Source organism: Microbulbifer sp. 2205BS26-8 (assembly GCF_030731025.1).
Classification (GTDB): domain Bacteria; phylum Pseudomonadota; class Gammaproteobacteria; order Pseudomonadales; family Cellvibrionaceae; genus Microbulbifer; species Microbulbifer spongiae.
This window is the reverse complement of record NZ_JAVAMR010000011.1, coordinates 23394-48217: the sequence shown is the minus strand read 5'-3', so window position 1 is coordinate 48217 and position 24824 is coordinate 23394. Positions and strand designations below refer to the sequence as shown.

The window sequence follows — 24824 nt, the reverse complement described above, 5'->3', positions numbered from 1 at the left end:
CTATCGCAGCAGCAGCAGCGGCTGGCGGGTGTTCAGCAGCATTTTGGCGGTAATACTGCCCATCAGCAGGTCGCGCAGGCGGTTGTGGCTAAAGGCCCCCATGACCGTCAAATCGATCTGATATTCCATCTGGTAGGCGATCAGGGCCTCGACCGTATTGCCCTGCAGGTGGCTGGCACTCACAGCCAGGCCCCTCTCGTCCAGATGCGCACTGGCCTCCGCCAACAGCACTTCCGCCGTTTCCGCAGGCCCCACATTCACCAGGTGCAAAGACAGACTGTGGAAAAGCGCACTCCCGGCGACCAAAGACAGCGCTTTGCGCGCCGCTTCGCTACCATCGTAAGCGAGCATCACCCGATGTGGAGGTTGGAATTCCCGGTTCACCACCAGGATCGGTTTGTGTAGGGAGCGCACCACCGTTTCCAACTGCGCCCCCAGGCCCTGCTCGGAATCGCCATGCTCCTCGCCGCGAATACCCAGCACCAGAACGCGGATGCCATCCTCCAGGTCCACCACAGACTCCGCAAGACTGTCGTGGCGCTGGCAGGTCATGACCTGCTCGAGCCCGGCTTCCTCGACGCGCTTGCGTGCGGCCTGCAACATTAATTTGCCCTGTTTCACCAGCAGCTGCGCGCGCTCCTGCTCCAGCGCGGTCAGCTCTTCCAACAGCTCCTCCTGGCTGCCAAGGCCGATACTGCCAGTAAAGTCCGTCACCGCAGGGACATTGCTGCGCTCGATGTTGTGCAACAGCTTCAACGGTGCCTGCAGATTCCGCGCCAGCCAGGCCGAATAATCACACACCGCACCGGTGTAATGGGAACCGTCGATACAGGAGAGCACCAACGGTGGGGTGCCACCATTACAGGTTGTCTTATTGTTCTTCTCACTGCTGCTAACGGCCATCAATGTCCTCCAAGAACCCGTTCAATTTCCTCGGGTTTATCGTGTACGCCGAACCGGTCGACGATGGTTTCACTGGCTTCATTCAATCCCACCAGCGTCACTTGTGCGCCCTCGCGACGGAACTTCAGTACCACCTTGTCCAGCGCATACACGGCGGAAACATCCCAGAAATGCGCCCGGCTCAGATCGATCACCACCGTATCCACCACTTCTTTGAAATCAAAGGATGCACTGAATTTGTCTGCGGAATTGAAAAACACCTGCCCTATGACCTTATAGGTGCGACAGCTTTTCACCGCATCGAGCCTGCTGCTGACATACATAAAATGGCTGACCTTGTTGGCGAAGAACAAAGATGCCAGCAGCACGCCGACAAATACACCATAGGCCAGGTTGTGGGTCCACACTACCACAATCACTGTCGCCAGCATCACCAGGTTGGTGGACAGGGGGTGGCGCTTCAGGTTGCGGACGGAGTCCCAGTTAAACGTACCGACAGACACCATGATCATTACCGCAACCAGCGCCGCCATGGGAATCACCGCCACCCAGTCGCTGAGATAGACCACCAGTGCCAACAGGCCGATCCCCGCCACCAGAGTAGAGAGGCGGCCGCGGCCGCCGGACTTCACGTTGATCACCGATTGCCCGATCATCGCACAGCCGGCCATCCCACCCAGACTGCCCGCAGCAATATTGGCGATGCCCTGTCCCTTGCACTCGCGGTTTTTATCGCTCGGAGTGTCGGTGAGTTCATCGACAATGGTCGCTGTCATCAAAGATTCCAGCAGTCCCACCACCGCCAAACCGGCGGAATAGGGGAAAATAATCTGCAGGGTCTCGAAGTTCAGCGGCACCGCCGGCCAAAGGAACACTGGCAGGGTATCCGGCAGCGCGCCCATATCGCCCACGGTACGGATATCCAGGTCCATGATCACGGCAACAGCGGTCAGTAAGAGGATACATACCAGCGGTGAAGGCACAGCCTTGCCGATCACAGGTATATACGGAAACAGATAGATAATACCCAGGCCCGCAGCCGTCATGGCGTAGACCTCCCAGGAGCCCCCGGTCAGCTCGGGCATCTGCGCCAGGAAGATCAAAATGGCCAGGGCGTTCACAAACCCCGTAACCACCGCACGGGATACAAAGCTCATCAGACTGCCCAGCTTCAGATAACCGGCAATGACCTGTAATACCCCGGTGAGCAAAGTCGCTGCCAGCAGATACTGCAGGCCGTGCTCCTTCACCAAAGTGACCATCAACAGGGCCATGGCCCCGGTGGCCGCAGAGATCATCCCCGCACGCCCGCCCACAAAGGCGCTCACCACAGCAATACAGAAGGAAGCGTAGAGGCCGACCCGTGGGTCCACCCCGGCAATAATGGAGAAAGCGATGGCCTCGGGAATCAGTGCCAGTGCCACCACCAGGCCCGCAAGTACATCTCGACGGATATTGCCGAACCAATCGGCCCGGGAGGAAGAAAACAGCGAGGGGGGGAACATAAAATGCCGTACAGCTAAATGGAGCAGAAAAAGGCCGCGCACTTTACCACAAACCACCCGCCCCCGCATGATCCCCAAGTGGCCACCCGGGACTGTCGGCACCATTGAGGGCATCTGTCTCGGTTTGAAAAATCCTGTCCGCTCCCCGGACAGGGCGGACAGCGGACACCTTCGGCGGACACCCCGGCAGCTACAGAAAATAGCTGTTGACTTATCAACGCATTAAAAATCAATCAGTTATAGAAAATTCACAAGCTGGCATAGCGATTGCGTGCTCCCATGCAAAGCCGCTTTTACGGATTTGCATCCGAAGCAGAAATGCACTGCATCCAAATCCATAAAGCAGACACAACCCCGTAGAGCAATAACAAGCCGCAATGATCAGAGACACTTCCAGGCAAGATACAAAAATCGAAACCGCACCGTTTTGGAAAAACCCGAAAACCTATCGAGCTTCCACCCTGCTCGGTCTCACCGCAGCGTTTCTGGCCTGGGGTATTGGCGCCTGGCACAGCTCTGGCTCGGTGGATAACACCCTGTCCCTGTCACAGATCAATATTGCCCAGGTAGAGCGCGGCGACCTGATTCGCGACCTGGTCGTCCAGGGCAAAGTGGTTGCCGCCAACAGCCCCACCCTGTACAGCCCCGCCCAGGGCATTGTGAAGTTCGCGGTAAAAGCAGGGGACACCGTGGAGGCAGGCCAACTCCTCGCCTCGATTCACAGTCCGGAACTCTCCAATCAACTGGCCCAGGAGGAAGCGCAGTTCAACCAACTCACTGTGGAGTTACAGCGGCAAAAGATCCAGGCCAAACGCCAGCGGATGGAAAACCGGCAAAAGGCAGATCTCGCCAGGGTCAACCTCACCGCTGCCAAGCGGGAATTAAAACGCGCTGAGCTTTCCATGGAAAAGCAGATTATTTCCCTGCTCGATTTTGAAAAAAGCAAGGATGATATGGCCCGTGCTCAGTTGGAATATGAGCAGGCCGTACAAAATGCCGAATTGGAAAAAGAATCCCTGAATTTTGATACCCAGACACTCCAATTACAGGTCTCTCAGCAGAAGTTACAGGTAGAAGAATTGCAACGCCGCGTGCGTGAGTTGAGCATCCTCTCACCCGTGAGCGGCACCATCGGCAGCCTGGCCGTACCACAACGCAGTGCGGTTGCGGCCAATACTCCCTTGATCACAGTGGTGGATCTCACCAGTTTCGAACTGGAAGCCGCAGTCCCTGAGAACTATGCCGATGACCTTGGCCTGAATATGGCAGTCGCCATCAATCTCAGCGGCAAGGAATTACCCGGCGAGATTACCGCCATCTCACCCGAAGTCATCAATAACCAGGTCATCGCAAGGGTGCGTTTTACCCAAGGACAACCCGGGAACCTGCGTCAGAACCTGCGCCTCACCGCCCGTATCCTGCTGGAAAACCGCAACGGCGTATTGCTGGTAAAACGGGGAGGATTTCTCGACCAAAGTGGTGGCCGCCATGTCTTCCGCCTGAATAATCAGCAACAGGCGGAGCGGGTATCCATCCAGGTCGGTGCCCTGGGATTGAAACAAGTGGAGATTGTGTCCGGACTGCAGGAAGGGGATCAAATCATTATCTCCGCCGCCGAGGAACTGGAAAACGCACAGCTGGTTGCCTTGAAGGACTAACGCCGCGAAAAAATTTCACCGGTGGGCGGCCGCGCAAATGTGCAACCCCCCAAAGACCCAAAAAATTCTGTTATCAACAAGGAACATCGCCATGCTCAAAATGCATAACATCCGCAAAAGTTTCCGCACCGATACCATCGAAACCCACGCATTGCGAGACTTCAGCCTGCAAGTCAAAGAAGGGGAGTTTGTGTCCGTAACCGGTCCCAGTGGCTCCGGCAAGACCACCTTCCTGAATATCGCCGGACTGCTGGAAACCTCCACGGGTGGCCAATACCTGCTGGATGGCGAGGACGTGAGCAACCTCAATGATCGCCAGCGCTCGCGCCTGCGCAATGAAAAAATCGGCTTTATTTTCCAGGGTTTCAACCTGATTCCCGATCTGAATTTGTTCGACAATATCGATGTGCCGCTGCGCTACCGCGGATTTACTGCCAAAGAGCGCCGCAAGCGTATTGATAAAGTACTGGAGCAGGTGGGCCTGTCAGCCCGCGCCAGACACCTGCCGGCGCAGCTCTCCGGCGGACAGCAGCAGCGTATCGCCATCGCCCGCGCCCTGGCCGGCGAGCCGCGCTTTCTACTCGCGGATGAGCCCACCGGCAACCTCGACTCCCTGATGGCGCGCCAGGTGATGGAACTGCTGGAATTTATCAACGAATGGGGCACCACCATCGTCATGGTCACCCACGACCCGGATCTGGCCCGTCGCACCCACCGAAATATCCAGATTGTGGATGGACAGGTCTGCGATCTGCGCCCGGTCACCCAGCAATCCGACGCCGTCAGTGCTTAGGGAGCCCACAGAATGATTGTCTATTATCTTTCCCTGGCGCTGCGCAGCCTGCGCAGCACGCCGATTTTGAGCAGCCTGATGGTTGCCGCCATCGCCATCGGCGTGGGCGCCTCGATGACCGTGCTCACCCTCAACTATATGATGTCGCGAAATGCTCTGAAGCATAAAAACGATGTCCTTTACGCGGTGCAGCTGGACAGTTGGGACCCCAACGAAGAAGCCTTTGACACTGCCAATGAAATACCCTGGCAGCTGACCTACCGGGATGCCCAGGCACTGCTGCGCTCGGATATTCCCACCCGTCAGGTCGCCATGCATCGTTTCGGTTTTACTGTTGAATTGGAGGACTCGCAACTGCGCCCCTTTGTGGCCCAGGCACGGGTGAGCACACGGGATTTCTTCACCCTGTTCGATACCCCCTTTCTGTATGGCGGCACCTGGGACAGCGCGGCGGACCAGTCGCCTGAGCAGTTGGTGGTGCTGTCGAAAGCCACCAATGACAAACTCTTTGCCGGGGAAAACAGTGTGGGCAGAAGCATTACCCTGAATGGCGAACCTTTTACCGTGGTGGGGGTGATCGATCACTGGAACCCCGCTCCCAAGGTCTACGACCTCAACAACAGTCCCTTTGCGAATACGGAAGCCCTGTTTGTGCCTTTCGGTTTGCACCGACGGTTTGAAATAGACACCTGGGGCAATGACACCGGGTGGGCCAGTGGTCCCAGATCAGAGGGCTATGAGGGCTTTCTGCAAAGCGAATCCGTGTGGATTCAATACTGGGTGGAGCTGCGCGATGGTGAGCAAAAACAGCAATACGAGACATTCCTCACCGCCCATATCCAGGGTGAAAAAGCCCAGGGGCGCTTTCAGCGGCCACTGAAATTCGCCTTGAGCAGGCCCTCCGAATGGCTGCGGCTCAACAAAGTTCTCAGAGACGACAGCCGCGTGTTGGGGTGGGTCTCCCTGGCCTTTCTGTTGGTGTGCGTCATTAATGGGGTGGCCCTGCTGCTGGCCAAGTTCCTGCGCAAGGCCCCCGAGGCGGGTGTGCGCCGCGCTCTGGGGGCGAGCCGCAGCGCCCTGTTTATCCAGCACCTGATCGAGAGTGCCGCAATCGGAGTCATAGGCGGTATTGCCGGTATCCTTGTCGCTTTGGTCGGTATCCGCGCCAGTCGTCATCTGGCGATGGGATGGATCGACACTGTGGCTTCCATGGACTGGCTGATGATGCTCGCCGCTATTGGACTGGCATTATTCGCCAGCCTGCTCGCTGGTTTCTACCCGGCCTGGCGCATCAGCCACACCAATCCCGCCATTTACCTGAAAACCCAGTGAGGCCTGTCCATGTTCGAATTCAAACCGATATTATCGACCCTCTGGCACCACAAGGTCTCCGCGCTGTTGATTGCCCTGCAGCTGGCGCTAACCCTGGTCATCGTGAGCAATACCCTGCTGATCGTCACGGATCGCATAGAGAAAATGGCGCGCCCAACCGGCATGGATGTGGAGAATATTCTTACGGTGAATTTCCTCGCGATCCCGCAGGATTATGATATGGCCGGTGCGGTGCGCGCCGACCTGGACATGCTGCGCACCCTGCCCAGTGTGGTGGATGCCACCCCCAGTCACCAGATTCCGCTTTCCGGTTCCGGCTCCGCGAACGCATATCACACCCAGCCGAACCAGAAAACCGGGGGAGCAATTGCCAATTATTACAGGACCGACCTCCATTTTATCAAGTCGCTGGGCCTGGCCCTGGTGGCCGGGCGCAATTTTACCCAAACAGACATGCAGGTTTTTGCCCCCAATGAGCAACGGCAGGCTCCTGTTATTATTGTTACGCGGCAACTGGCGGAAACGCTGTTTCCTGGCGAAGATGCCCTGGGCAAGCCCCTGTACAACGGTAACAGTCCCATGGAGATTATCGGTATCGTGGAGCGCCACCTGGGCGCCTGGCCAGACTGGTCATCTGCCGGCAACGTGGTATTTTTCCCAGCCCTGCGAACCACTCAATCCATGAACTATCTGGTACGCACAGAGAGCGGTGAGCGCGACAGGGTCTTCAAGCTACTGGCCGACAAGCTCGCGGAGCGGGACCCGGAAAGGGTAATCAAGGTGAATACTTTGTCGAATCGTATGGCCCGTAGCTACGCCGGGGACAATATGATGGTCAAGGTCCTGTCCACGGTTGGCGCCATGCTCGGCTTTATCGTGGCGCTGGGCATAGTGGGGCTCACCAGTTTCTGGATAAACCAGCGCACCAAACAGATTGGGGTGCGGCGGGCCCTGGGGGCCACACGCACCAATATCAGCCGCTATTTCCTATTGGAAAACAGCCTGATTGCCGCTACCGGTATCGCTCTGGGCGCCGCCGCCGCCCTGATCGCCAACCAGTATCTGGTGCGGGATTATTCACAGCCGGTGCTGACACTGTTACCGCTGGCCGTCTGTGCACTGGTGATTTTATTGGTCAGCCTCTGCGCAGCCCTGGCACCGGCCCTGCGCGCCGCCAATATTTCCCCGGCAACCGCCACCAGAAGCGTGTAGCCCCGATACACTATGGCAGCGGCAGCCAAACAGGCTGTCGGAATATTGAAACAAGCAGTTGCCGACCACCCCAACCATCCCCTCTGAGAGGTTTGCCATGTTCGAACCCATGTCCACTTTTCCCACAGCAGAACGCGCTAGATGCTGTTTGCGCGGTGATACAGAACAAAACCCGATCATTGCCCAACCGCGATCCCCCAGGAGTTGACTGGAGAAAAAGACAATATGGACCGACACTTTTTCGAGACAGTTTTCAACCACGGCAACCCGGCGACATCCCGGAATCTGGCCAAAGTTCCCCACCCCTGTCCGCTCGTTGCATAATGGGCAGACTGCAGCCACAAGCTGACGCCTATGGATAAAATACTGATTATTGACGACAACAACGGTATCCTCTCCGCGCTGAGGATACTGATGTCCCTGCACAACCTGCAGCCCCTCTGTGCCATCACACCCCAGGCCGGCCTGCAGTTATTGCGCGAGAATCGGGATATCCGTCTGGTCATCCAGGATATGAACTTCACTGCCGATACCACTTCCGGCGAAGAGGGCCGCGCGCTGTTTTTCGCCATCCGGGAAATCAATCCGGATCTGCCGATTATCCTGCTCACTGCCTGGACACAGCTGGAGATGGCGGTGGCACTGGTGCGCTCGAGAGCGGCAGATTACCTGGGCAAACCCTGGGACGACAACAAGCTGATTGCCACCATCAACAACCTGTTGGAACTCGGCGAGTTGCAAAGGCGTCAGCAGGTGTCCCGGCAGCAGGCCCTGGATGCAAGAAACACGCTGGCGAAAACATTTGATCTCCAAGGCGTTATCTATCGCAGTGAAAAGATGCAGAAACTGCTGGAGATGACCACTCAGGTGGCCGGTTCCGAGGTACCGGTACTGATTTCCGGGCCCAATGGCGCCGGTAAGGAAAAGATCGCAGATATCCTACAAGCCAACTCCCGAGTGCAAGATGGCCCCTATATCAAGGTCAATGTGGGCGCCCTGCCGGAAGAGCTGATGGAGGCGGAACTGTTCGGCGCCGAGCCCGGCGCCTACACCGGAGCCGGCAACCGGGCCCGCGAGGGACGGTTTGAGGCCGCCGATGGCGGCACTCTGTTTCTCGACGAGATCGGCGAGCTCTCTGCCAGCGGACAGGTAAAGTTGTTGCGTGTACTGCAAACCGGGGAATTCCAGCGCCTCGGCAGCAGCCAGACCCGCAGGGTTAAGGTGCGGGTTATCAGTGCCACCAACAGCGACCTGCCCAAAGCCATTGTCGGGGGCAGCTTCCGACAGGACCTGTTTTACCGCCTGAATGTCATCGAGCTACGCTTGCCACCACTGTGTGAACGCCCCGAGGATATCGCTCCACTGGCAATGGGATTTTTAGCGGAAAACGACAACACCAGCAAACTCTCCCCGCAGGCGCTCACGGCAATGACCCGCTATAGGTGGCCGGGCAATGTGCGGGAGCTGCAGAATGTGATGCAGCGCGCCTCGGTTTTGTGCCCCGGGGACACCATCGACGAAACGGTGTTGGCACTACCTGCACAGCCGGCCATCGACCGGGTTGAGATCAGTTTTGAGCCCAGCCGCGAGCTGCTGCAACAGACCCTGGCCCGCTGTAACGGCGTTATCGCCCAGGCCGCCCGGGAACTGGGCATGAGTCGCCAGGCACTTTACCGCCGCCTGGAAAAACACGGTATCCCCTACTGATGCCGAAGTTGTTTTCCCTGGAAGGGCGCCTCGTCGCCACCGCACTACTGGGGCTGATGGTGGGCACTGCCATTCCCTGGCTGTTGTTGGCACTCGGCTTTGATCCGCGCTTTTCCTGGGCCCTCGGCCTGCTGCTGGGTATCCTTGTGCTTATCAGCCTTATACGCCTGGTCCTGCGCCCGTTGACCAGCACTCTCAAAGCCTTGCGAGGCGGGCTGCTCAATTTTCGCGATGGCGACTTCTCCATTTCCCTGGTGCCACCAAAAGACCGCGAGCTGGGTGAGATCACAAGCCTGTACAACGACATCAGTGAGCACCTTAGGCGCGAGCGCGCCCATATCTACCAGCGCGAACTGCTCCTTGATACCGTGATCCAGAGTTCCCCGCAGGCCCTGTTACTTGTGGACCAGAGCGATCATATTATTTACTCCAACAGCAGTGCGAGAACACTTTTGAACCGGGGCAGACCCATTCAGGGCCTGCTGTTACAGAAACTGCTCCCTAACAGCCCCAAAGAAATTGCCAGGGCCATTGAGCACTGGGAGAACGGCCTGTTTAATTACACCGATGACAATGGTATCCATTCCCTGCATATCGGTAACAGCACTTTTGTGCTCAACGCCCACAAGCACCGGCTGATTGTGTTGCGGGAAATGACCCGGGAATTAACCCGCGCGGAAGTGGCCGTGTGGAAAAAAGTGATCCGGCTTATCAGCCATGAACTGAATAATTCTCTGGCGCCAATATCATCTCTGTCACATTCCGGTAAATTGCTGACCACACAACCGGATAAGGCCGCTGCACTGGAAAAGGTCTTTGATATTATCGCCGAGCGCTGCGAACACCTCACCGAGTTTACCCAGGGCTATGCCAGCTTCGCCAAACTGCCAGCACCCAGTTGTGAAACTGTAGACTGGCTACAGTTAATAGGGCGTATAGCCCCCCTGCAACAATTTACGCTATCGGGCACACTGCCGGAGCGCCCCGGCTATTTTGATCCCATACAAATTGAACAAGCGCTGCTGAACCTTCTCAAGAATGCCCGTGAAGCCGGAAGCGATAACAAGGATATTGAACTGCACATTGCCACAGACGGGCTCGGCCAACGGTTGGTGATCGCAGACCGAGGCTGCGGTATGAGCGAAAAGATACTGCACCAAGCGCTACTTCCCTTTTTTTCCACCAAAGCGCATGGGGTTGGTCTGGGCTTAGCCCTGTGCCGGGAAATTGTCGATGCCCATGGCGGTTATATTCAACTTCTCAATCGCTCTGGCGGCGGTGTGCAGATCACCCTGTGGTTGCCCTGGGCAAAGCAAGAAAGCTGAGAGATCTTTCCCCTAGCGGTGCCCTTCGCGTGGGCTGATAAAGCTGAATGGAGTCATCAGTGCCAGGCTGTGACCGAGAATCAATGACCAGCAAGGGAACATCGCTTATAGGCTACTGTCCCGAACTTCTGCCTTGGCTTCCTGGCAATCGGCAGAGGAGAAAGAAGCGGGGAAGACATGAGGTCACAGTGGTTGTATAACAATCTCCCCCCCTTTTTAAGCATTGTATGACCAGTGTTCAGCTTGGTTTTCGGGAGAATAGCCAGGGCGCTGCCCCTTGCCCCGTGCACGTCTTTCCGGTACCCCTGCGACAGTGCTGCCTGCAGCGATCCAGCTTTGCGCAGCCACGGCGGCATCGGGATGGAACAGAACAACGCTGACCCGCCATCTCGGCTGCGCTTACCTCCCCGCTGTGACAGCACAGGAAGGTAAGCGTTGTCGGTGCTGCTTGGGGCTGTATCGACTTTCGAGGCGTTCACACTGCCGCTCAGCGCTCCGGCTTCTTATCGGAGCGCGGTTTGAATGGTCTGATAATGGCTGGGGGCTTTTCGATTGGCCCCTCCTCCAGCGCACGGGCTTCGTCCAGTGGGTAGGTTTCGTCCAACCATTGCAGGAGACACACGGCGCGCATCACCCGGTTGCCCCTGCCGGGCGCAATATGCAGGTCTATCGCGTTCTCTTTGATGGCGACCAGCGTGAAGGTGAAATAATCCCCCAGCTCCACCGGCTGAAACAATCGACAGGGTAATATAGGCATTTTTATAGGCTCCTTGAGTCGCCTGTGACGGAAAGGTGCAGAAAAAAAACAGCGCTTTGTGCGGTTTCTCCCGCCGCAGGCGTAGTCCATGTGGAAAAAAACAAAGGGAAATATGCAGGGCGCGCAGCCAGAGAGGCGGTGCGCGGCTGAAGTAAAAGACCACACCAATCATCACGCAACGCCACAGCACACTCCGCCGCCGGGGGCAGGAGTGACCCGGAATACATGCCTTCAAAAAGACCTTTATTGAAGACGAACGAGTGTATGGCGTATCATTCAAGACAGCCTCGCTAGATAGTTCTGTTATCTATTGGGGTTAGCCATCTCTCGGTGTTACTAGCACCGGGGGGTGGCGTTTTTCTATCATTTACGCGGTCATGATGGGTCCTTCTTTTTTGGTTTATTTGTGTATGGATTACCTGCGAGCGCTCCCGATATGGGGCGTTTCGCGGGATAAAAAATGATCGTAGCGGTATTGGTTATCTATTTATTATTCTTTTCTTGTGCCATTGAGGTCTTGCGCCATTGAGGTCTTGCGCCATTGAGGTCTTGCGCCATTGAGGTCTTGCGCCATTGAGGTCTTGCGCCATTGAGGTCTTGCGCCATTGAGGTCTTGCGCCATTGAGGCGGCTGGGCGCTAGGGCAGCAGGCCTACGGTATGTGTTTTTTGCAAAGAATTCAATCGAGTTGAAGCTTTAGGCGACACTCAGTGACGTTCTCCCGGCAGGTAACCATTAACCGGAGCTCCAGGCTGCTTATGTCCACAGCGCCAGAGCGTACTTCCAAGCCTGGTGATGGGCACTTGCGCAAGTGCACCTGTTACGCTCTCTACCCTAGCTGGAGCCCATCTTCTCAATAGTAGATCTACCATTAATGGCAGCATCAAAACTATGAAAAAAGCTCAGCCCAACATTAGAGTCATGCATAAAACAGCGCTACAGTGCCAGGTGTTATTGCGACCATTGTGACTCACCATTTGGACTCAACAGCTGGCAAGCTATTGAAGAGCCTTATGCTACTCAACTGCAAGAAAATCCACCACAACAACCTGCAGCATCTATAACCTAAACAGCATTTACGAAACCAATAACAGAAGTGGTCCTCCCCCCTTGAAGTGGTCCACCCGTATAATTAGGAGACGGAGGACTAAACATGGGAATCAAACATTATAAGCCGGAAAAAATTGTCACGAAGTTGCAGCAGATTGAGGTGCTCTGCGGTCAGGGAATGTCGCGTTTGAATGCGATACGTCAGATGCAAATAACTGAGCAGACGTTCTATCGCAGGCGTAAGCAGTATGGCGGGATGGGAGCCTACCAACTGAAGTATAGTGGTCAACTATTTCCGGACAGTAAGTTAAGTTTTTCTTCCGCCTTTGCGGCAGGCACACCATCGTTATGCGAGTTATAACCGAATCTGGTGTTTAAGTGTTTGAAAGAAAGCAGCGTATCTGGTTGATTTGTTGTCGCCAAACAATGAAACCAATCAGGAATACGCCGCTATGAATAAGAATACCGTTGTTGAGTTTACAGGTCGAAAAGCTCCGGGGCTTTGACTACCTTGCCAAGGTCATCACCGGAGTGAAATTCAAAGATGGAGAAGAGGTATCAACCGTTGACCAAAGCGCTGCATGATCAAGCCTGTTGAACACCAGAATTGACAATAACTCGAGAAACCCGGGGTGATTCAGTTGCCAATCGACAAATATAGAGGACAGGATACAATGGGACTATAGACGCCTTTGGCAACCTTGAGGCTTCAGCTTAGATTTTAAAAAACTCTTTAAAATCATGCAGTTATGACTGAATTCAACTCCCACCGCTTCTGCACTGCGCCACTTTTGGAGTGGAGTGACCGCCATTGCAGGTATCTGTGGCGCCTGCTCAGCAAGCGCGCGCGTCTCTACACCGAAATGGTCACCACCGGCGCAATACTGCACGGTGACCGGGAGCGGCATCTACAGTTTGATGTTGCTGAACAACCCCTGGCCTTGCAACTTGGCGGCAGCGACCCCCGAGAACTGGCGGAGTGTGCCCGTATCGCCGAGGGGCGGGGTTATTCCGAAATCAATCTCAATTGTGGCTGCCCCAGTGACCGGGTCCAGTCCGGCAGGTTTGGCGCCAGCCTCATGGCAGAGCCGGGTGCGGTGGCGACCGGGCTCGCCGCTATGCGCGCAGCCGTCTCTATTCCCGTGACAGTAAAGCACCGTATCGGGATAGACGATATGGAAGACTACGTTGGCCTGGCCCGCTTTGTGGAAGCCCAGGCGGCGGTGGGTATCAACACCTTTATCGTGCATGCCCGCAAAGCCTGGCTGCGTGGTCTGAGCCCCAAGGAGAACCGGGAGATACCCCCACTGAATTACGATTTAGTCTATCAACTGAAAAAGGACTACCCGGATTTGCAGGTTATCATCAACGGTGGTATCCAGTCCCTGGAAGCATGCCAGCACCATTTACAATACGTAGATGGTGTGATGCTGGGACGCGCCGCCTACCAAAATCCCACTTTATTGGCACGAGTAGACAAGCAACTGTTTGGGGAAAAAGCGGGGCCAAATGCAACCCAAGTCGTCGAGCAGATTCTGCCCTATATCGAACGGGAACTGGGCCGCGGCCAGCGACTCAATTATATTACCCGCCATATGCTCGGACTCTTTCAGGGCCTGCCAGGCGCAAAACGTTTTCGGCGGCACCTCAGCGAAAATGCCCACAGGAAAGGAGCTGGAACGGAAGTCGTGTCCGAGGCTTTGGCACTGGTCGCCCATGCCATATAGTCTTTGCGGCCAACAGTTGGCACTGTTGCAAGGGGAGGCTGATCAACAAACAAGGGAAATGCGATGAATAAACTGGAACAGCTCAAAAAACGCAGTCAGGTTGTGGCCGATACCGGCGACATTGAGGCCATTCGCCGATATCGGCCCCAAGATGCCACCACCAACCCTTCCCTGCTGTACAAGGCTGCCCAGCTTCCACAGTACAAGGGGCTTATCGGTGATTCTCTGAACTGGGTGCAACGTCACCAGGGGCACAAAAACCCGGCTGAAACCGCACGGCTGGCCGCCATTAAGCTGGCCGTGGATATCGGAGCAGAGATCTTACAGCTGGTTCCGGGCGTGGTTTCCACAGAGGTGGACGCGCGCCTCTCCTTTGATACCCGTGCTACCATCGACTATGCGCGCCACCTCGCCACCCTCTACGAGCGTGTGGGGGTACCACGAGAGCGGGTTTTGATAAAAATCGCCGCCACCTGGGAAGGTATAGCTGCGGCGGAAATACTGGAACGCGAGGATATCCGCTGCAACCTAACTTTGCTGTTTAGTCTGTGTCAGGCTATCGCCTGCGCCGAGGCGAATACCAGTTTGATATCTCCCTTTGTGGGCCGCATACTGGACTGGCATCTGGCCAACGGGGAACGCAAGGCATACCCTGGGGAAGAGGACCCCGGAGTTGTCTCGGTGCGCAACATTTACCACTACTACAAGTCCCGCGACTACGATACCATCGTGATGGGCGCGAGCTTTCGCAACAGCGGAGAGATTGAAGCCCTGGCCGGTTGCGACCGCTTGACCATCAGTCCTCAATTGCTGCAGGCATTGGAGGAGAATACAGGGAAACTTGAAAGCGGACTGCCCACCAATATCCAGCCTCAGCCGCGCCCCACCCGAAAACTGAGCGAGGCGGAATTCCGCTACCAGCTAAACAGTGACACCATGGCGACAGAAAAACTCGCCCAAGGTATTCGCAATTTTGCCAAAGATCAGCAGCGCCTTGAAATGCTGTTACAGAGCCAAGTAATAGGACACCAGAAAACCGATGCTGCAACAAATCCGTAAGTTGTTTAAACAGATTGGCAGCAGTGCCGATGTAGAAACGCACAGTACAGTAGACATGCGCATGATCAGTGCTGCACTTCTGGTTGAGGTGGCCACTGTTGATCAGGAGCTGGAACAGCGCGAGCGCGACACCCTTACCCAACTGTTGCGCCAGCATTACGCGCTGGATGCCGACAGTGCTAACGTCATTATCGATGAAGCCATAGCGAAGAGGGATCAGTCCACCTCGCTATTTGAATTTACCCAGGCGGTAAACGATCAGTTCAGCGAGCGGGACAAGTACCTGCTGGTGCTTCAGATGTGGCAGGTGGCCTTTTCCGACAATGTCATCGAAGCCTTCGAGGAGTACCTGATTCGTCGGGTTTCCGAACTGATCTACCTGCCCCATGGGCTATTTACCAAAGCGCGGGCCGAAGCTCGGGATATGAGGAAAGACTGACTGAATTGCAGCATGGGCCCGACAGGATCCAGCCGGCTTTTGCAAGATCACTGCGGATGTGTGGAAGTGTTGCCGAGCCGTTCACACTCCTGCTCCAGGGTATGTACCAGGTCGTGAAATGTCTCCGCGTTACGTTCATTCATGCTCATCAATACGCGGTGGGCCTCCAATACCTTCTCCCGCGCCGCATGCTCACTCGGGATCCTGCACTCCAAAGGAATGGTTTGCGCGGAGGGTTCATACTGCTCATCGCTGATTTCCACCAACGCATTGAAACCCATTGCATCAAACAGGTGTCGGATGCCCTGGTCCGAACAAAACACCAGAGGTTTTTGACACCCCCGTTCCAGTGTGCAGATTGCAATCTTGGCGATCAAACCCAGGGTGGTGCTGTCGATTCCGTGCGCTTCGTGTAAATCAAAAGCCACCCCGACAAAATCATCCTGCCCGATCATATCTTCGGTAAAGCTATCGAAACTGGTACAGAGGTCAAGCCGAACATCGCCGATCAGCTTGATAATGTAAACACCCTCGTGGGTTCCAACCATGATATGCCCGGACTGCATAACAACCCCCGGCTCACCCGTATGCACAGTAAAGTCGATGTGCTGGCGGATAGCAAAATTCACTGGCAGAGAACACAATCGCCCTCGGCGATTCTGCCACTTCATACCAATTTGTGTAGAAAGTGAGCGGAGCTTACTCCCCGCTGCCCGGACTGACAAGGGGGTTACGGCTAGAAAATTGACTTATTGGTCACAAAAATACTGTTCCTATTTGTGCCCCAGTGTGAGGATAGTAATATCGTCTGGGAGGGCGCCAAAAGTATCCACTTTCAGACTTTTGCGCAATTGTTCCAGTTCGCCCTCACTCTCTTCGATCAGCTGCAAGAGTCGCGCCTCTTTTTCCAGCAGATTTCCCTGAAGCAGCTCCAGCACTCCGTCGGAACAGGCCACCAGTTGCCAGCTGGACGGGAGTTCAACGCACATAACCTGCCAGTCACCCCGTTCGAAGATTCCCAAAGGCCTCCCCTTGCCAGCCAGCCATTCGGCATCACCGGCACTGACAAGAGCTGGCATGGGGATTTGGCCTGCTACCGAATAGAGTAACTGATTCTCCGCTGTATCGATCACGCCGACAAACATGCTGGCATGCTTGCCCATGGGTGTGGATAAAAGCTCACGATTTATCAGCTCGAGCATTTCAAGCAAGTCTGTATTGAGGAATTCGGGATGGGTAAACAGCGGCCGCTCGCGCAGGCAATGCATAATGCTGTGCTTGACCAAGGCGGTGACCAGTGCCGAAGAAACACCATGCCCGGACACATCCACCAGATAGAAAGCCACAAAGCGCTCACCGAAAAGACCGTAATCAACAAAGTCGCCACTGAGATACAGAGAGGGAATCAGAAAATAGGCAGCCTCAACACCACCGGGGTAGCGATAGGGCGTGCGCGGCAGCAGGTGTTGTTGCAACAGGCGGCCCGCTTCCTGGTCGCGTCTAAGCAACTCCAAATGATCAGATAACTCCCGATTGCGACACTCCAGCGCCTGTCGGTACTCCCGGTTCTGCTGGGCGAGGTTTTCTGCCTCGAAAATGCGGCAGATAGCCCGGTCTATCAGGGTTTCCTGCTCAATGGGTTTGTGGAAGTAATCGCAGGCGCCCAGGCGAATGATCTGCAGTACTTCGTCCACTTCTACGCTGTCAGAGATCATGATCACCGCCGTTTCCGGCGATAATCGCTTGACCTTACGCAAAACCTCCAGCCCGCTGATATCTGCCAACTGGAGATCCACCACGACCAGTTGAAAAAGGCCCGGGGAAAACTGCTCCATACCCCCGTGCCCGTTAGAGGCCAGGGTCACCTGAAAACCATGCTTGGAGAGCACCCCGCGCAAAAAATCGCGGGCCTGCTCGTCTTCAGTCATTAACAGACTACTCGGTCTGGCCATCAGTGGCCCTGGGGGGATCGGGTGTAACTACGGGGTGATCAGTAGTCACTGGACTCCTCAACTTCAGCCTCGTCAATCGCTTCGGCAGCTTCGACCTCACTGTCCACGTCGACCTCGCCATCCACGATCAGGAAATCCCGGCGCTGTAGGTAGGCGTCGCGCAGCAAGACATAGCGATCGCCCTGTAACAGGGATTCCGCTTCCAGCAGACTGGCTCGGTCCTGGATGATATCAGTCGCCCTGAGTGTGTAACGGGTGGGGTCGTGGTCCACGTAGGTAATTGGGTTGGTATAGTAATCTACCACCCTCGCTGGTGTATCCCTCACCGTGGAGGGCCCCAGTAATGGCAAGACCAGGTAGGGTCCCGAGGGTACGCCCCACACTGCCAGTGTCTGGCCGAAGTCTTCACCATCGCCCTCTTCCAGCCCCATATACTGTGCTACGTCCAGAATACCGACAATACCCACCGTGCTGTTAATCAAGAAGCGACCGGCATCATTACCCGCCTGACCCAACTTGCCCTGAAGCAAACTGTTAAACGTATTGCTCACCTCTCTCAGATTACTGAAGAAATTGCTGATCCCGTGTTGCATAAATATCGGGGTTATCTGTCGATAACTTACCGCAGCGGGTTTCAACACATAGCGATCAGCCCCATCGTTAAAAACAAATATGGCACGGTTGAAGCCCTCCCAGGGATCGCGCAGGGAAAAGTCCGCACCGTCCGCATCACCATACTCGTCCGCGGGATCAAAACCGTATTCTTCTTCCAGCGATCCACTGTTGTCACCCGCATTATTCGTCTGCCCGGTGGAATCCGGCTGTCCACTGATACCGGTTTCGATGGCGGTATCCGCTGACACAGCCCCGAATGGGTCATTTTGTGCCAAAGCGGCCACTGGAAAAATCGACAGGATTGCAGCGATCAACCCGGGCGAAAATGCTGTACGTCCCAGCAAAACCTCGCTCCTCTTCTATCAAACACACAGGCCAAGGATTCTAATGGCCCCGCGTAGCATAAGCCACCCTCGCTGGCACAGCTACTGGGATTCGTCAACGATACCCCAGTTTCAGGCAAGCGCTAGGCTTTCAAGCCGGCGATAACGCCATTGTCCAGCAGTTTCTGCAATAACATGACACCAAATGTGCGCAGGGAACCACTGTCCACTTGAGGCAATTCCCCGGCAATCTGTGCCAACAGTTGCGCGCCTGTGGCGTCCTCCTCGGAGGCCAGCTGCAACAGGCGAGCTGTAACAGCATTGATCTCCATAAAATGGACCTTGTCATCTCTCCCGCGGTACACCAGCAAAAAGGTAGGGGTTTCCGGGGGCTCCTGGGGCTGAAAGGCCGGCCCGATACGGTGCACGGGATATCGATAGCTGAGACTCCACACCAGCGGCGACACCACCGGCACAGATTCGAGCAGATCGCCCGCTCGGCGCAAGCCGGGCGGTATTTCTGCAACATTGACATCAAGTGCCAACTCCACCCATTCGTAGTGGGCCAGCTCCGACAAAAAAGGCGGATCTTCTTCCCGCTGGTCGCGCTCATGCTGCAGGTAGGAGAGGAACTCTTCACTAATCTGCAAAAAGTAAGGACTGGTTGACGTATGCTGGTGAATAAAATCGCGCACCATATTGTGCCAGCGTTCCTCACTGTACAAACTGCGCAGTACCGGGAAACCACTCGCAATAAAGGATTCGATATTGTTGTAAATCAGGTCACGGTAAATTGCCAGTCTGCGCGCCTCAATGTTCGCGGGCGGGGCATTGATATCCGGGGCGCGCAAATGAGCGGCAAACTCCCTCTGCAGGCTCTGGAATCCGCAGGGCTTATCGGCTACTGAGGACATAGTGTTCTTCTATCAGATGAGCGGCCTGAATCGTCTTGATCTGCCCCACTTCTTCAAGCAATTGCGGCAGGGGCGGAATATTGAAATCGCGCTCCAGCAGGGTCGGTAGCACACCGTGGATCTCATAGGCCTTGTCCAGCAGTTGCCACACGGGGTCAATCACTGGAGCGCCGTGCGTATCCACTTTCAGGTCATCCGCTTCATCATAGTGACCAGCAACATGGATATAACGCACTCTTTTTGTGGGAAGTTCCCGCAGAAATTCGAGGGGATCGTAACGGTGGTTGATGGCATTCACATAGATATTGTTCACGTCCAGCAAAAGATCGCAGTCTGCCTCCGCCAGTACCGCCTTGAGAAAAGCCAGTTCGCTCATCTCCTGACCCGGGGCTGCATAATAGGAAACGTTTTCCATCGCAACCCGCTCCCCCAGCACGTCCTGCACGATACGAATGCGCTCGGCGACGTGCATCACCGCTTCTGAGGTAAAGGGTATCGGCAGCAGGTCGTAAAGGTGACCCCGATCTGAACAGTAGCTGAGATGTTCGCTGTAACAATGGATACCGTGTTCACGAATAAATTGCTTGATTGATCCAACCAGTTCCATATCCAGAGGCTCTGATGCCCCAATCGACAGAGACAGGCCATGCAGCATAAATGGAAAGCGCTCGGTGTATTCGCGAAACCACCGCCCGTAGCGACCACCCACACCAATCCAGTTTTCCGGAGCCACTTCGAGGAAGTCCACTGCACCGGATTGCAATACCTCGCCCATCATCGAGCGACGCAGTCCGAGCCCGGCTCCTTCAACTGGATACTTGCGCACCACTTTTTGCCTCGCACTGTTGTTTGCTTGTTAACCCAGCCACCAGGTGCGCTGCCGGGTCAATAGGGCAGAGCCGCCATCGGCCGGGCAGCGGCGACGAACTCCTGGAATACACACAGCACCAAAAAACAGTACCTGTATGTCAGGTCCGGCAATGAAATAGGGCATAGGAGACCGCTTTGACTGCCGTATCAAGAGAGAGAATGAGTGCCGAGGCAAAACACAAGCGCGGTTCTACCCCGGACGAGTGGGCAGCCTAATTAGCCGCCACACTTACCCTCACCGCATTTCCCTTCTTTCTTCTTTTTACCTTCGCCACACTTGCCTTCGCCACACTTACCTTCTTTCTTTTTTCCCTCGCCGCACTTACCTTCTTTCTTTTTTCCCTCGCCGCACTTACCTTCCTTCTTTTTATCGCCGTGTTCATCGGCAAGTGCCAGATTGTAACCGGAAGTCAGATCCTGGGCGGCAAACGGGTTGGCAGTACTGCTGGCAGCAGAGACACTCATCGCTGCCGAGGCAATAAACGCCGCGCCAACGGCAGCCGCTACCGGGGAAAGATGCTTCTTGTTCATAACGAATCTCCTAGCTAATACCATAAGTAATAAAAAAGCACTCAAGACTCTCTTTTCTCCCGCGTTAGTATAGTGCCGTGGAGAAAAAAGTTAGGTGACAAGACCAGCCCGAAAACGGCGAAATTGACCCCACCCTGTCAGGGGCTTAGCCTGTTTTCTGTGTTTTTGTCGGGCTGGCGGACAGAATATTACACGATACGCTATTTTTTTCGTGACCGCCTGCCGAGAGTCGGCATCAACCAGGCAATCCTTTTCGTTCAATTTCCACCCAGACCCTGTGGAGGCGCTTTACAGACACGGGCATCAACGTTTTCAGACTCTGGGCAAACAGGGAAACCCGAAACTCCTCCAGCATCCAGCGGTATTCCACCAATGGAGCCACAGCCGCCAGCGCCCTCCTCGAATGCCTTTCCTCCTGACTGCTATAGGGCTCGGCAGCTGTGTGGTACTCCGCCTGCAACTTGCGGTCGCGATTGGGGTCCCGTTCGGCCTTCTCCAGGCGCAGGGCCACCGCTTTCAGGTAGCGGCCATACTGGCGCAGCCAGGCCAGGGGGGTATCGAACAGGAAACCGCGATAGAATAGCCCTGCCAGTTGCTGCCGGATATCACCCACCGCCATGGCTACTGCCAGGGTTTTCTGTTGCTTGATCTGCTTGCGCAGCGGTATCAGTAGTGCCAGAGCCTTGACCAGCAGGTCCCCGACTTCCCGGGCCACCCCTACGAATTCGCTATCCTCCCGCAGGGCAGACAGGAATTCAGCTTCAGTACGCGGCCACTGCTCTTTAGGCCAAAAAACCTCGCGCACGGCAGCCATGAGGATATCGTCCGCCACTTCCTCGCGCCTGCCCAGGTCTGCGGCCGAAAGCCCCAACTCCTGGCCGCGCAGCAGCTCCTTACGCAGGTATTTCACCTTTTCGGGCAGGTGCAACAGGGCCAGACGGCAGATACCCGCGCGGCTCACCCGCTGTGCTTCACCGAGGTTATCCAGCAGCTTCAGGGACACACTGTCTCCCGCCTCCACCAGGGCCGGATAGGCCCGCACTTTAAGGCCACCCTGATTGAGGGTATAGGTTTCCGGCAGTTCGCCGAAATCCCAGCGGGTGATGCCGGTGCGTTCAAAACGATCACTTGCACTCGCCAGCCCCCGCTGTACCCGGTCGCGATAACGGGCCTGCAGCACCGGGAGATCGCGGTCCTGATCGAGCAGCTTGCCCGCCTCATCCAAAACCTGGATATTGAAGCGGTAATAGTCCTCCAGGGCGCCTTCGGCGGATTCCCAGGCACTCTCGGGCAGTTGCTGGGCGGTCTGCCGCTGCAGCGCCAGCGCCAGCGCCTGCCACAGGGGTGTGTTATCCGCACGCAGTGCCGGCAAGGCCTTGTCTACTGCCGCCGGTACCGGCACAAAAGACTTGCGCCACTGTTTGGGCAGTGCCTTCACCAGGGCGATGCATTTGTCGCGCAGGATACCCGGCACCAGCCAAGACAGGCGCGCCGTTGGTACCTGGTGCAAAGCGGACACTGGCACCTGGATACTGACGCCGTCATCCACACTGCCCGGCTCGAAGTGATAGCTGAGCGGATAGACAATACCGCCAGCCTGCAGTTCATCGGGGAATTGCACCTCGCCCACATGGTCTGCACTCTGCTGCATCAAGAGATCACGGGGAATCAACAGCAACTGTGGATCACTGGATTCGGCTTTCTTGCGCCAGTGCTCAAATCCGGCCAGGTTGACAATAGCTGCTGGTATACGCTCGTCGAAAAAGTGGTAGATCACTGCATCATCCACCAAAATATCGCGACGGCGGGACTTGGCTTCCAACCCCTCCAGTGTTTGCAGCAGATCTGTGTAGTGCTTGTAGAAGCGGCCCTTGCCGCGGTAGCGCTGCTCCACCAATGCCTGGCGAATGAATACTGCACGGGCAGTTTTTGGATCCAGCTTACCGTAGGGGATACGGCGCTTTTCCACCAGGACCAAACCGTACAGGGAGACCTTTTCAAAGGCCATCACCTGACCGGAACGGACATCGTAGTGGGGTTCGAAATAGGTGCGCTTTACCAGGTGCTGCGCTGCGGCCAACGCCCAATCTGGCTCTATTTTTGCCACCGTATGGGCAAACAGGCGACTGGTTTCCAGCAGCTGGGCAGCCACTATCCACGGCGGTGGCTTTTTGAATTGTCCGGAGCCGGGGAAAATATGGTAGCGGCGATTGCGGCAACCATTGAATTCTTTGTTTTCATCCCGCGCGCCAATATTACCAAGCAGACCCGTCACTATGGCCCGGTGCACCGCCTCATACTCCGCCGGCTCTTTATTTTCTTTCACTTCCAGTTCCCGACAGGCCACCCGCAACTGATGGTGGATGTCTCTCCATTCGCGCATGCGCAGCCAGGACAGAAAATTCTTCTGGCACCACTTGCGCAACTGATTCTGGCTAAGTGCCTGGCGCTGGGCCTCGAAGGTATCCCACAGTTGCACAAAAGAGAGAAAGTCTGATTGCGCGTGCTGCCACTGACGGTGCTTCTCATCCGCGGCCTGGCGCTTCTCCGCCGGGCGTTCGCGCGGGTCCTGCACGGCCAGGGCGGCGACAATAATCAGTACTTCACGCGCGCTGCCATTTTCCGCCCCAGCCAATAGTATGCGACCCAGGCGCGGGTCCAGTGGCAATTGCGACAGGGCACGACCCAGCTTGGTCACCCTGCCCTCGGCATCCACCGCCTGCAACTCCTGCAGCAACTTATAGCCATCATTGATCAGGCGCGGGTCCGGTGGATCGATAAAGGGAAATTCGCGGATATCCCCGATACGCAGCTGCAGCATCTGAAGGATTACCGCGGCCAGGTTGGTGCGCAGGATTTCCGCATCGGTAAATTGCGGGCGCTGCTCCAAATCGCACGCTTTATATAAACGCACGCAGACACCGGCGCTCACACGGCCACAGCGACCGGCGCGCTGATTGGCACTGGCCTGGGAAACCGGCTCCACCGGCAGGCGCTGGATCTTGCTGCGATAGCTATAGCGACTGATGCGGGCGGTACCCGGGTCGATCACATAGCGAATGCCCGGCACAGTGATGGACGTCTCCGCCACATTGGTGGCAAGCACTACCCGGCGACCTTTATGGCCGTGAAACACCCTAGCCTGCTCAGCCAGGCTCAGGCGGGCGTACAGGGGCAGAACCTCCAGCTGTGCGATCCGAGCATCCCGCAGGGCCTTGGCACACTCGCGGATTTCCCGCTCACCGCTCATAAAGACCAGAATGTCACCACCGCGCCGGAGGCTGGACTTTTCCTCGTGCAACAGCGCCTCCACCGCAGCAACCACTTGCCCGTTAAGCCCCAGGTCACTGTCGGTCACGGGGCGATAGTGAATGTCCACCGGATAGGTACGGCCGGAAACCTCAATGATCGGTGCACCACCAAAATGCCGGGAGAATTTTTCCAGATCGATGGTGGCGGAGGTGATAATCAGTTTGAGGTCGGGGCGTTTGGGCAGAATGGTTTTCAAATAACCCAGCAGGAAGTCGATATTCAGACTGCGCTCATGGGCCTCATCAATAATCAGCGTATCGTATTGGTTCAGCAAGGGGTCGCGCTGGATTTCCGCCAGTAAAATACCGTCAGTCATCAGCTTCACATGGGTATGCTCCGTGCTGTGATCGGTAAAACGCACCTGGTAGCCAACAGACTCCCCCAGTGGTTGCTGCAGTTCCTCGGCAATACGATGGGCAACGGTGCGCGCAGCAATCCTGCGCGGTTGGGTATGGCCAATCTGTCCGTAGATACCGCGCCCCAGGGACAGACAAATTTTTGGCAACTGGGTGGTTTTCCCGGAACCCGTCTCACCGGCGACCACCACGACCGGATGCTTCTCAATCAGCTCGGCAATTTCCTCGCGTCGCGCCACCACCGGCAATGTCTCCGGCCACTGCACCTCGGGCAGCTTGCGTCGGCGCGCCTCCACCAGCACCTCAGATGTCTGCAACTGCTGCTCCAGTTGGAGCAGCATGCGGTCCACCGGCTTGCCCTCTCCCAGGCGTCGGCGCACATGCTTAACCGTCCGCCGCAGTGGGTAGCGGTCCCGTCCCATACAGGCGGAGATACGGGCCTGCAGTGCCCACAGTGTTTTTTCCGCTTCGCTGTGACTCATGAT

General features: G+C 56.1%; 20 protein-coding genes and 1 pseudogene. 10 read left to right on the top strand and 11 right to left on the bottom strand.

The window, feature by feature from the left end:
• Both Q5Y71_RS05795 and Q5Y71_RS05790 read right to left on the bottom strand, forming a co-directional pair.
• Complete coding sequence (locus Q5Y71_RS05795; protein ID WP_306040825.1) at positions 1 to 903, bottom strand: universal stress protein; 903 nt, start codon at positions 901 to 903, stop codon at positions 1 to 3.
• A complete protein-coding gene (locus Q5Y71_RS05790) occupies positions 903 to 2408 on the bottom strand; it encodes a SulP family inorganic anion transporter (RefSeq protein WP_306040892.1) in 1506 nt (501 codons plus the stop codon). The genes Q5Y71_RS05795 and Q5Y71_RS05790 overlap by 1 nt, the downstream gene beginning before the upstream one ends.
• Before the next feature lie 377 nt (positions 2409 to 2785).
• Between Q5Y71_RS05790 and Q5Y71_RS05785 the strand changes: the two genes are divergently transcribed.
• The 6 genes from Q5Y71_RS05785 (at position 2786) to Q5Y71_RS05760 (ending at position 10435) form a co-directional block, all read left to right on the top strand.
• Positions 2786 to 4066, top strand: coding sequence for an efflux RND transporter periplasmic adaptor subunit (locus tag Q5Y71_RS05785; protein WP_306040823.1), 1281 nt, complete (start codon positions 2786 to 2788; stop codon positions 4064 to 4066).
• Between the two features lie 91 nt (positions 4067 to 4157).
• On the top strand, positions 4158 to 4859 hold the full coding sequence (locus tag Q5Y71_RS05780; RefSeq protein WP_306040821.1) for an ABC transporter ATP-binding protein: 702 nt from the start codon (positions 4158 to 4160) through the stop codon (positions 4857 to 4859).
• A 12-nt stretch (positions 4860 to 4871) separates the two neighbouring features.
• Positions 4872 to 6191, top strand: a complete 1320-nt coding sequence (locus Q5Y71_RS05775) for an ABC transporter permease (protein ID WP_306040818.1) — start codon at positions 4872 to 4874, stop codon at positions 6189 to 6191.
• A 9-nt stretch (positions 6192 to 6200) separates the two neighbouring features.
• Positions 6201 to 7403: an FtsX-like permease family protein gene (locus Q5Y71_RS05770; protein ID WP_306040816.1), complete on the top strand. Its 1203-nt coding sequence runs from the start codon at positions 6201 to 6203 to the stop codon at positions 7401 to 7403.
• A gap of 354 nt (positions 7404 to 7757) precedes the next feature.
• Positions 7758 to 9110, top strand: a complete 1353-nt coding sequence (locus Q5Y71_RS05765; protein ID WP_306040814.1) for a sigma-54 dependent transcriptional regulator — start codon at positions 7758 to 7760, stop codon at positions 9108 to 9110.
• Positions 9110 to 10435 carry a PAS domain-containing sensor histidine kinase gene (locus tag Q5Y71_RS05760; RefSeq protein ID WP_306040812.1) on the top strand — a complete coding sequence of 442 codons (1326 nt, stop codon included), beginning with the start codon at positions 9110 to 9112 and terminating at the stop codon, positions 10433 to 10435. Before Q5Y71_RS05765 ends, Q5Y71_RS05760 begins: the two co-directional genes overlap by 1 nt.
• Before the next feature lie 487 nt (positions 10436 to 10922).
• Here the strand turns inward: Q5Y71_RS05760 and Q5Y71_RS05755 are convergent, their stop codons facing one another.
• On the bottom strand, positions 10923 to 11192 hold the full coding sequence (locus Q5Y71_RS05755) for a hypothetical protein (RefSeq protein ID WP_306040810.1): 270 nt from the start codon (positions 11190 to 11192) through the stop codon (positions 10923 to 10925).
• A gap of 1152 nt (positions 11193 to 12344) precedes the next feature.
• On the opposite strand from Q5Y71_RS05755, the pseudogene Q5Y71_RS05750 reads away from it, so the two are divergent.
• The 4 genes and pseudogenes from Q5Y71_RS05750 to Q5Y71_RS05735 form a co-directional block, all read left to right on the top strand.
• Positions 12345 to 12518 (top strand): annotated as a pseudogene (locus Q5Y71_RS05750) (IS3 family transposase); the annotation flags it as partial.
• Between the two features lie 472 nt (positions 12519 to 12990).
• Positions 12991 to 13968, top strand: a complete 978-nt coding sequence (dusA, locus tag Q5Y71_RS05745) for a tRNA dihydrouridine(20/20a) synthase DusA (RefSeq protein WP_306040808.1) — start codon at positions 12991 to 12993, stop codon at positions 13966 to 13968.
• Between the two features lie 63 nt (positions 13969 to 14031).
• Positions 14032 to 15027 carry a transaldolase gene (tal, locus tag Q5Y71_RS05740; RefSeq protein ID WP_306040807.1) on the top strand — a complete coding sequence of 332 codons (996 nt, stop codon included), beginning with the start codon at positions 14032 to 14034 and terminating at the stop codon, positions 15025 to 15027.
• A complete protein-coding gene (locus Q5Y71_RS05735; protein WP_306040805.1) occupies positions 15008 to 15466 on the top strand; it encodes a TerB family tellurite resistance protein in 459 nt (152 codons plus the stop codon). Before tal ends, Q5Y71_RS05735 begins: the two co-directional genes overlap by 20 nt.
• A 47-nt stretch (positions 15467 to 15513) precedes the next feature.
• Here Q5Y71_RS05735 and Q5Y71_RS05730 read toward each other — a convergent pair whose 3' ends face one another.
• The 8 genes from Q5Y71_RS05730 to hrpA all read right to left on the bottom strand — a co-directional run bounded on the left by Q5Y71_RS05730 (position 15514) and on the right by hrpA (position 24821).
• Positions 15514 to 16137: an STAS domain-containing protein gene (locus Q5Y71_RS05730; RefSeq protein WP_306040803.1), complete on the bottom strand. Its 624-nt coding sequence runs from the start codon at positions 16135 to 16137 to the stop codon at positions 15514 to 15516.
• A gap of 102 nt (positions 16138 to 16239) precedes the next feature.
• Positions 16240 to 17418, bottom strand: a complete 1179-nt coding sequence (locus tag Q5Y71_RS05725) for a PP2C family protein-serine/threonine phosphatase (protein ID WP_306040802.1) — start codon at positions 17416 to 17418, stop codon at positions 16240 to 16242.
• 38 nt (positions 17419 to 17456) lie between these two features.
• Positions 17457 to 18377 (bottom strand): VacJ family lipoprotein, encoded by a 921-nt coding sequence (locus Q5Y71_RS05720; RefSeq protein ID WP_306040799.1) that lies wholly within the window; start codon positions 18375 to 18377, stop codon positions 17457 to 17459.
• Between the two features lie 122 nt (positions 18378 to 18499).
• Positions 18500 to 19270: a DUF2063 domain-containing protein gene (locus Q5Y71_RS05715; RefSeq protein ID WP_306040797.1), complete on the bottom strand. Its 771-nt coding sequence runs from the start codon at positions 19268 to 19270 to the stop codon at positions 18500 to 18502.
• Positions 19251 to 20096, bottom strand: a complete 846-nt coding sequence (locus tag Q5Y71_RS05710) for a DUF692 domain-containing protein (RefSeq protein WP_306040795.1) — start codon at positions 20094 to 20096, stop codon at positions 19251 to 19253. Before Q5Y71_RS05710 ends, Q5Y71_RS05715 begins: the two co-directional genes overlap by 20 nt.
• A gap of 30 nt (positions 20097 to 20126) precedes the next feature.
• On the bottom strand, positions 20127 to 20264 hold the full coding sequence (locus tag Q5Y71_RS05705) for a hypothetical protein (protein WP_306040793.1): 138 nt from the start codon (positions 20262 to 20264) through the stop codon (positions 20127 to 20129).
• A 92-nt stretch (positions 20265 to 20356) separates the two neighbouring features.
• A complete protein-coding gene (locus Q5Y71_RS05700; protein ID WP_306040791.1) occupies positions 20357 to 20671 on the bottom strand; it encodes a hypothetical protein in 315 nt (104 codons plus the stop codon).
• A gap of 235 nt (positions 20672 to 20906) precedes the next feature.
• Complete coding sequence (hrpA, locus tag Q5Y71_RS05695; RefSeq protein ID WP_306040789.1) at positions 20907 to 24821, bottom strand: ATP-dependent RNA helicase HrpA; 3915 nt, start codon at positions 24819 to 24821, stop codon at positions 20907 to 20909.
• Positions 24822 to 24824 lie beyond the last annotated feature (3 nt).

Bases quoted from the DNA above. Each gene is read 5' to 3' on its own strand.
- Q5Y71_RS05700 (WP_306040791.1), bottom strand. From the start codon at position 20,671: ATGAACAAGAAGCATCTTTCCCCGGTAGCGGCTGCCGTTGGCGCGGCG.
- Q5Y71_RS05780 (WP_306040821.1), top strand. From the start codon at position 4,158: ATGCTCAAAATGCATAACATCCGCAAAAGTTTCCGCACCGATACCATC.
- Q5Y71_RS05755 (WP_306040810.1), bottom strand. From the start codon at position 11,192: ATGCCTATATTACCCTGTCGATTGTTTCAGCCGGTGGAGCTGGGGGAT.
- Q5Y71_RS05760 (WP_306040812.1), top strand. From the start codon at position 9,110: ATGCCGAAGTTGTTTTCCCTGGAAGGGCGCCTCGTCGCCACCGCACTA.
- Q5Y71_RS05715 (WP_306040797.1), bottom strand. From the start codon at position 19,270: ATGTCCTCAGTAGCCGATAAGCCCTGCGGATTCCAGAGCCTGCAGAGG.
- Q5Y71_RS05795 (WP_306040825.1), bottom strand. From the start codon at position 903: ATGGCCGTTAGCAGCAGTGAGAAGAACAATAAGACAACCTGTAATGGT.
- Q5Y71_RS05705 (WP_306040793.1), bottom strand. From the start codon at position 20,264: ATGCCCTATTTCATTGCCGGACCTGACATACAGGTACTGTTTTTTGGT.
- Q5Y71_RS05765 (WP_306040814.1), top strand. From the start codon at position 7,758: ATGGATAAAATACTGATTATTGACGACAACAACGGTATCCTCTCCGCG.
- Q5Y71_RS05775 (WP_306040818.1), top strand. From the start codon at position 4,872: ATGATTGTCTATTATCTTTCCCTGGCGCTGCGCAGCCTGCGCAGCACG.
- tal (WP_306040807.1), top strand. From the start codon at position 14,032: ATGAATAAACTGGAACAGCTCAAAAAACGCAGTCAGGTTGTGGCCGAT.
- Q5Y71_RS05785 (WP_306040823.1), top strand. From the start codon at position 2,786: ATGATCAGAGACACTTCCAGGCAAGATACAAAAATCGAAACCGCACCG.
- Q5Y71_RS05735 (WP_306040805.1), top strand. From the start codon at position 15,008: ATGCTGCAACAAATCCGTAAGTTGTTTAAACAGATTGGCAGCAGTGCC.
- Q5Y71_RS05730 (WP_306040803.1), bottom strand. From the start codon at position 16,137: ATGAAGTGGCAGAATCGCCGAGGGCGATTGTGTTCTCTGCCAGTGAAT.
- Q5Y71_RS05770 (WP_306040816.1), top strand. From the start codon at position 6,201: ATGTTCGAATTCAAACCGATATTATCGACCCTCTGGCACCACAAGGTC.
- Q5Y71_RS05725 (WP_306040802.1), bottom strand. From the start codon at position 17,418: ATGGCCAGACCGAGTAGTCTGTTAATGACTGAAGACGAGCAGGCCCGC.
- Q5Y71_RS05790 (WP_306040892.1), bottom strand. From the start codon at position 2,408: ATGTTCCCCCCCTCGCTGTTTTCTTCCTCCCGGGCCGATTGGTTCGGC.
- hrpA (WP_306040789.1), bottom strand. From the start codon at position 24,821: ATGAGTCACAGCGAAGCGGAAAAAACACTGTGGGCACTGCAGGCCCGT.
- dusA (WP_306040808.1), top strand. From the start codon at position 12,991: ATGACTGAATTCAACTCCCACCGCTTCTGCACTGCGCCACTTTTGGAG.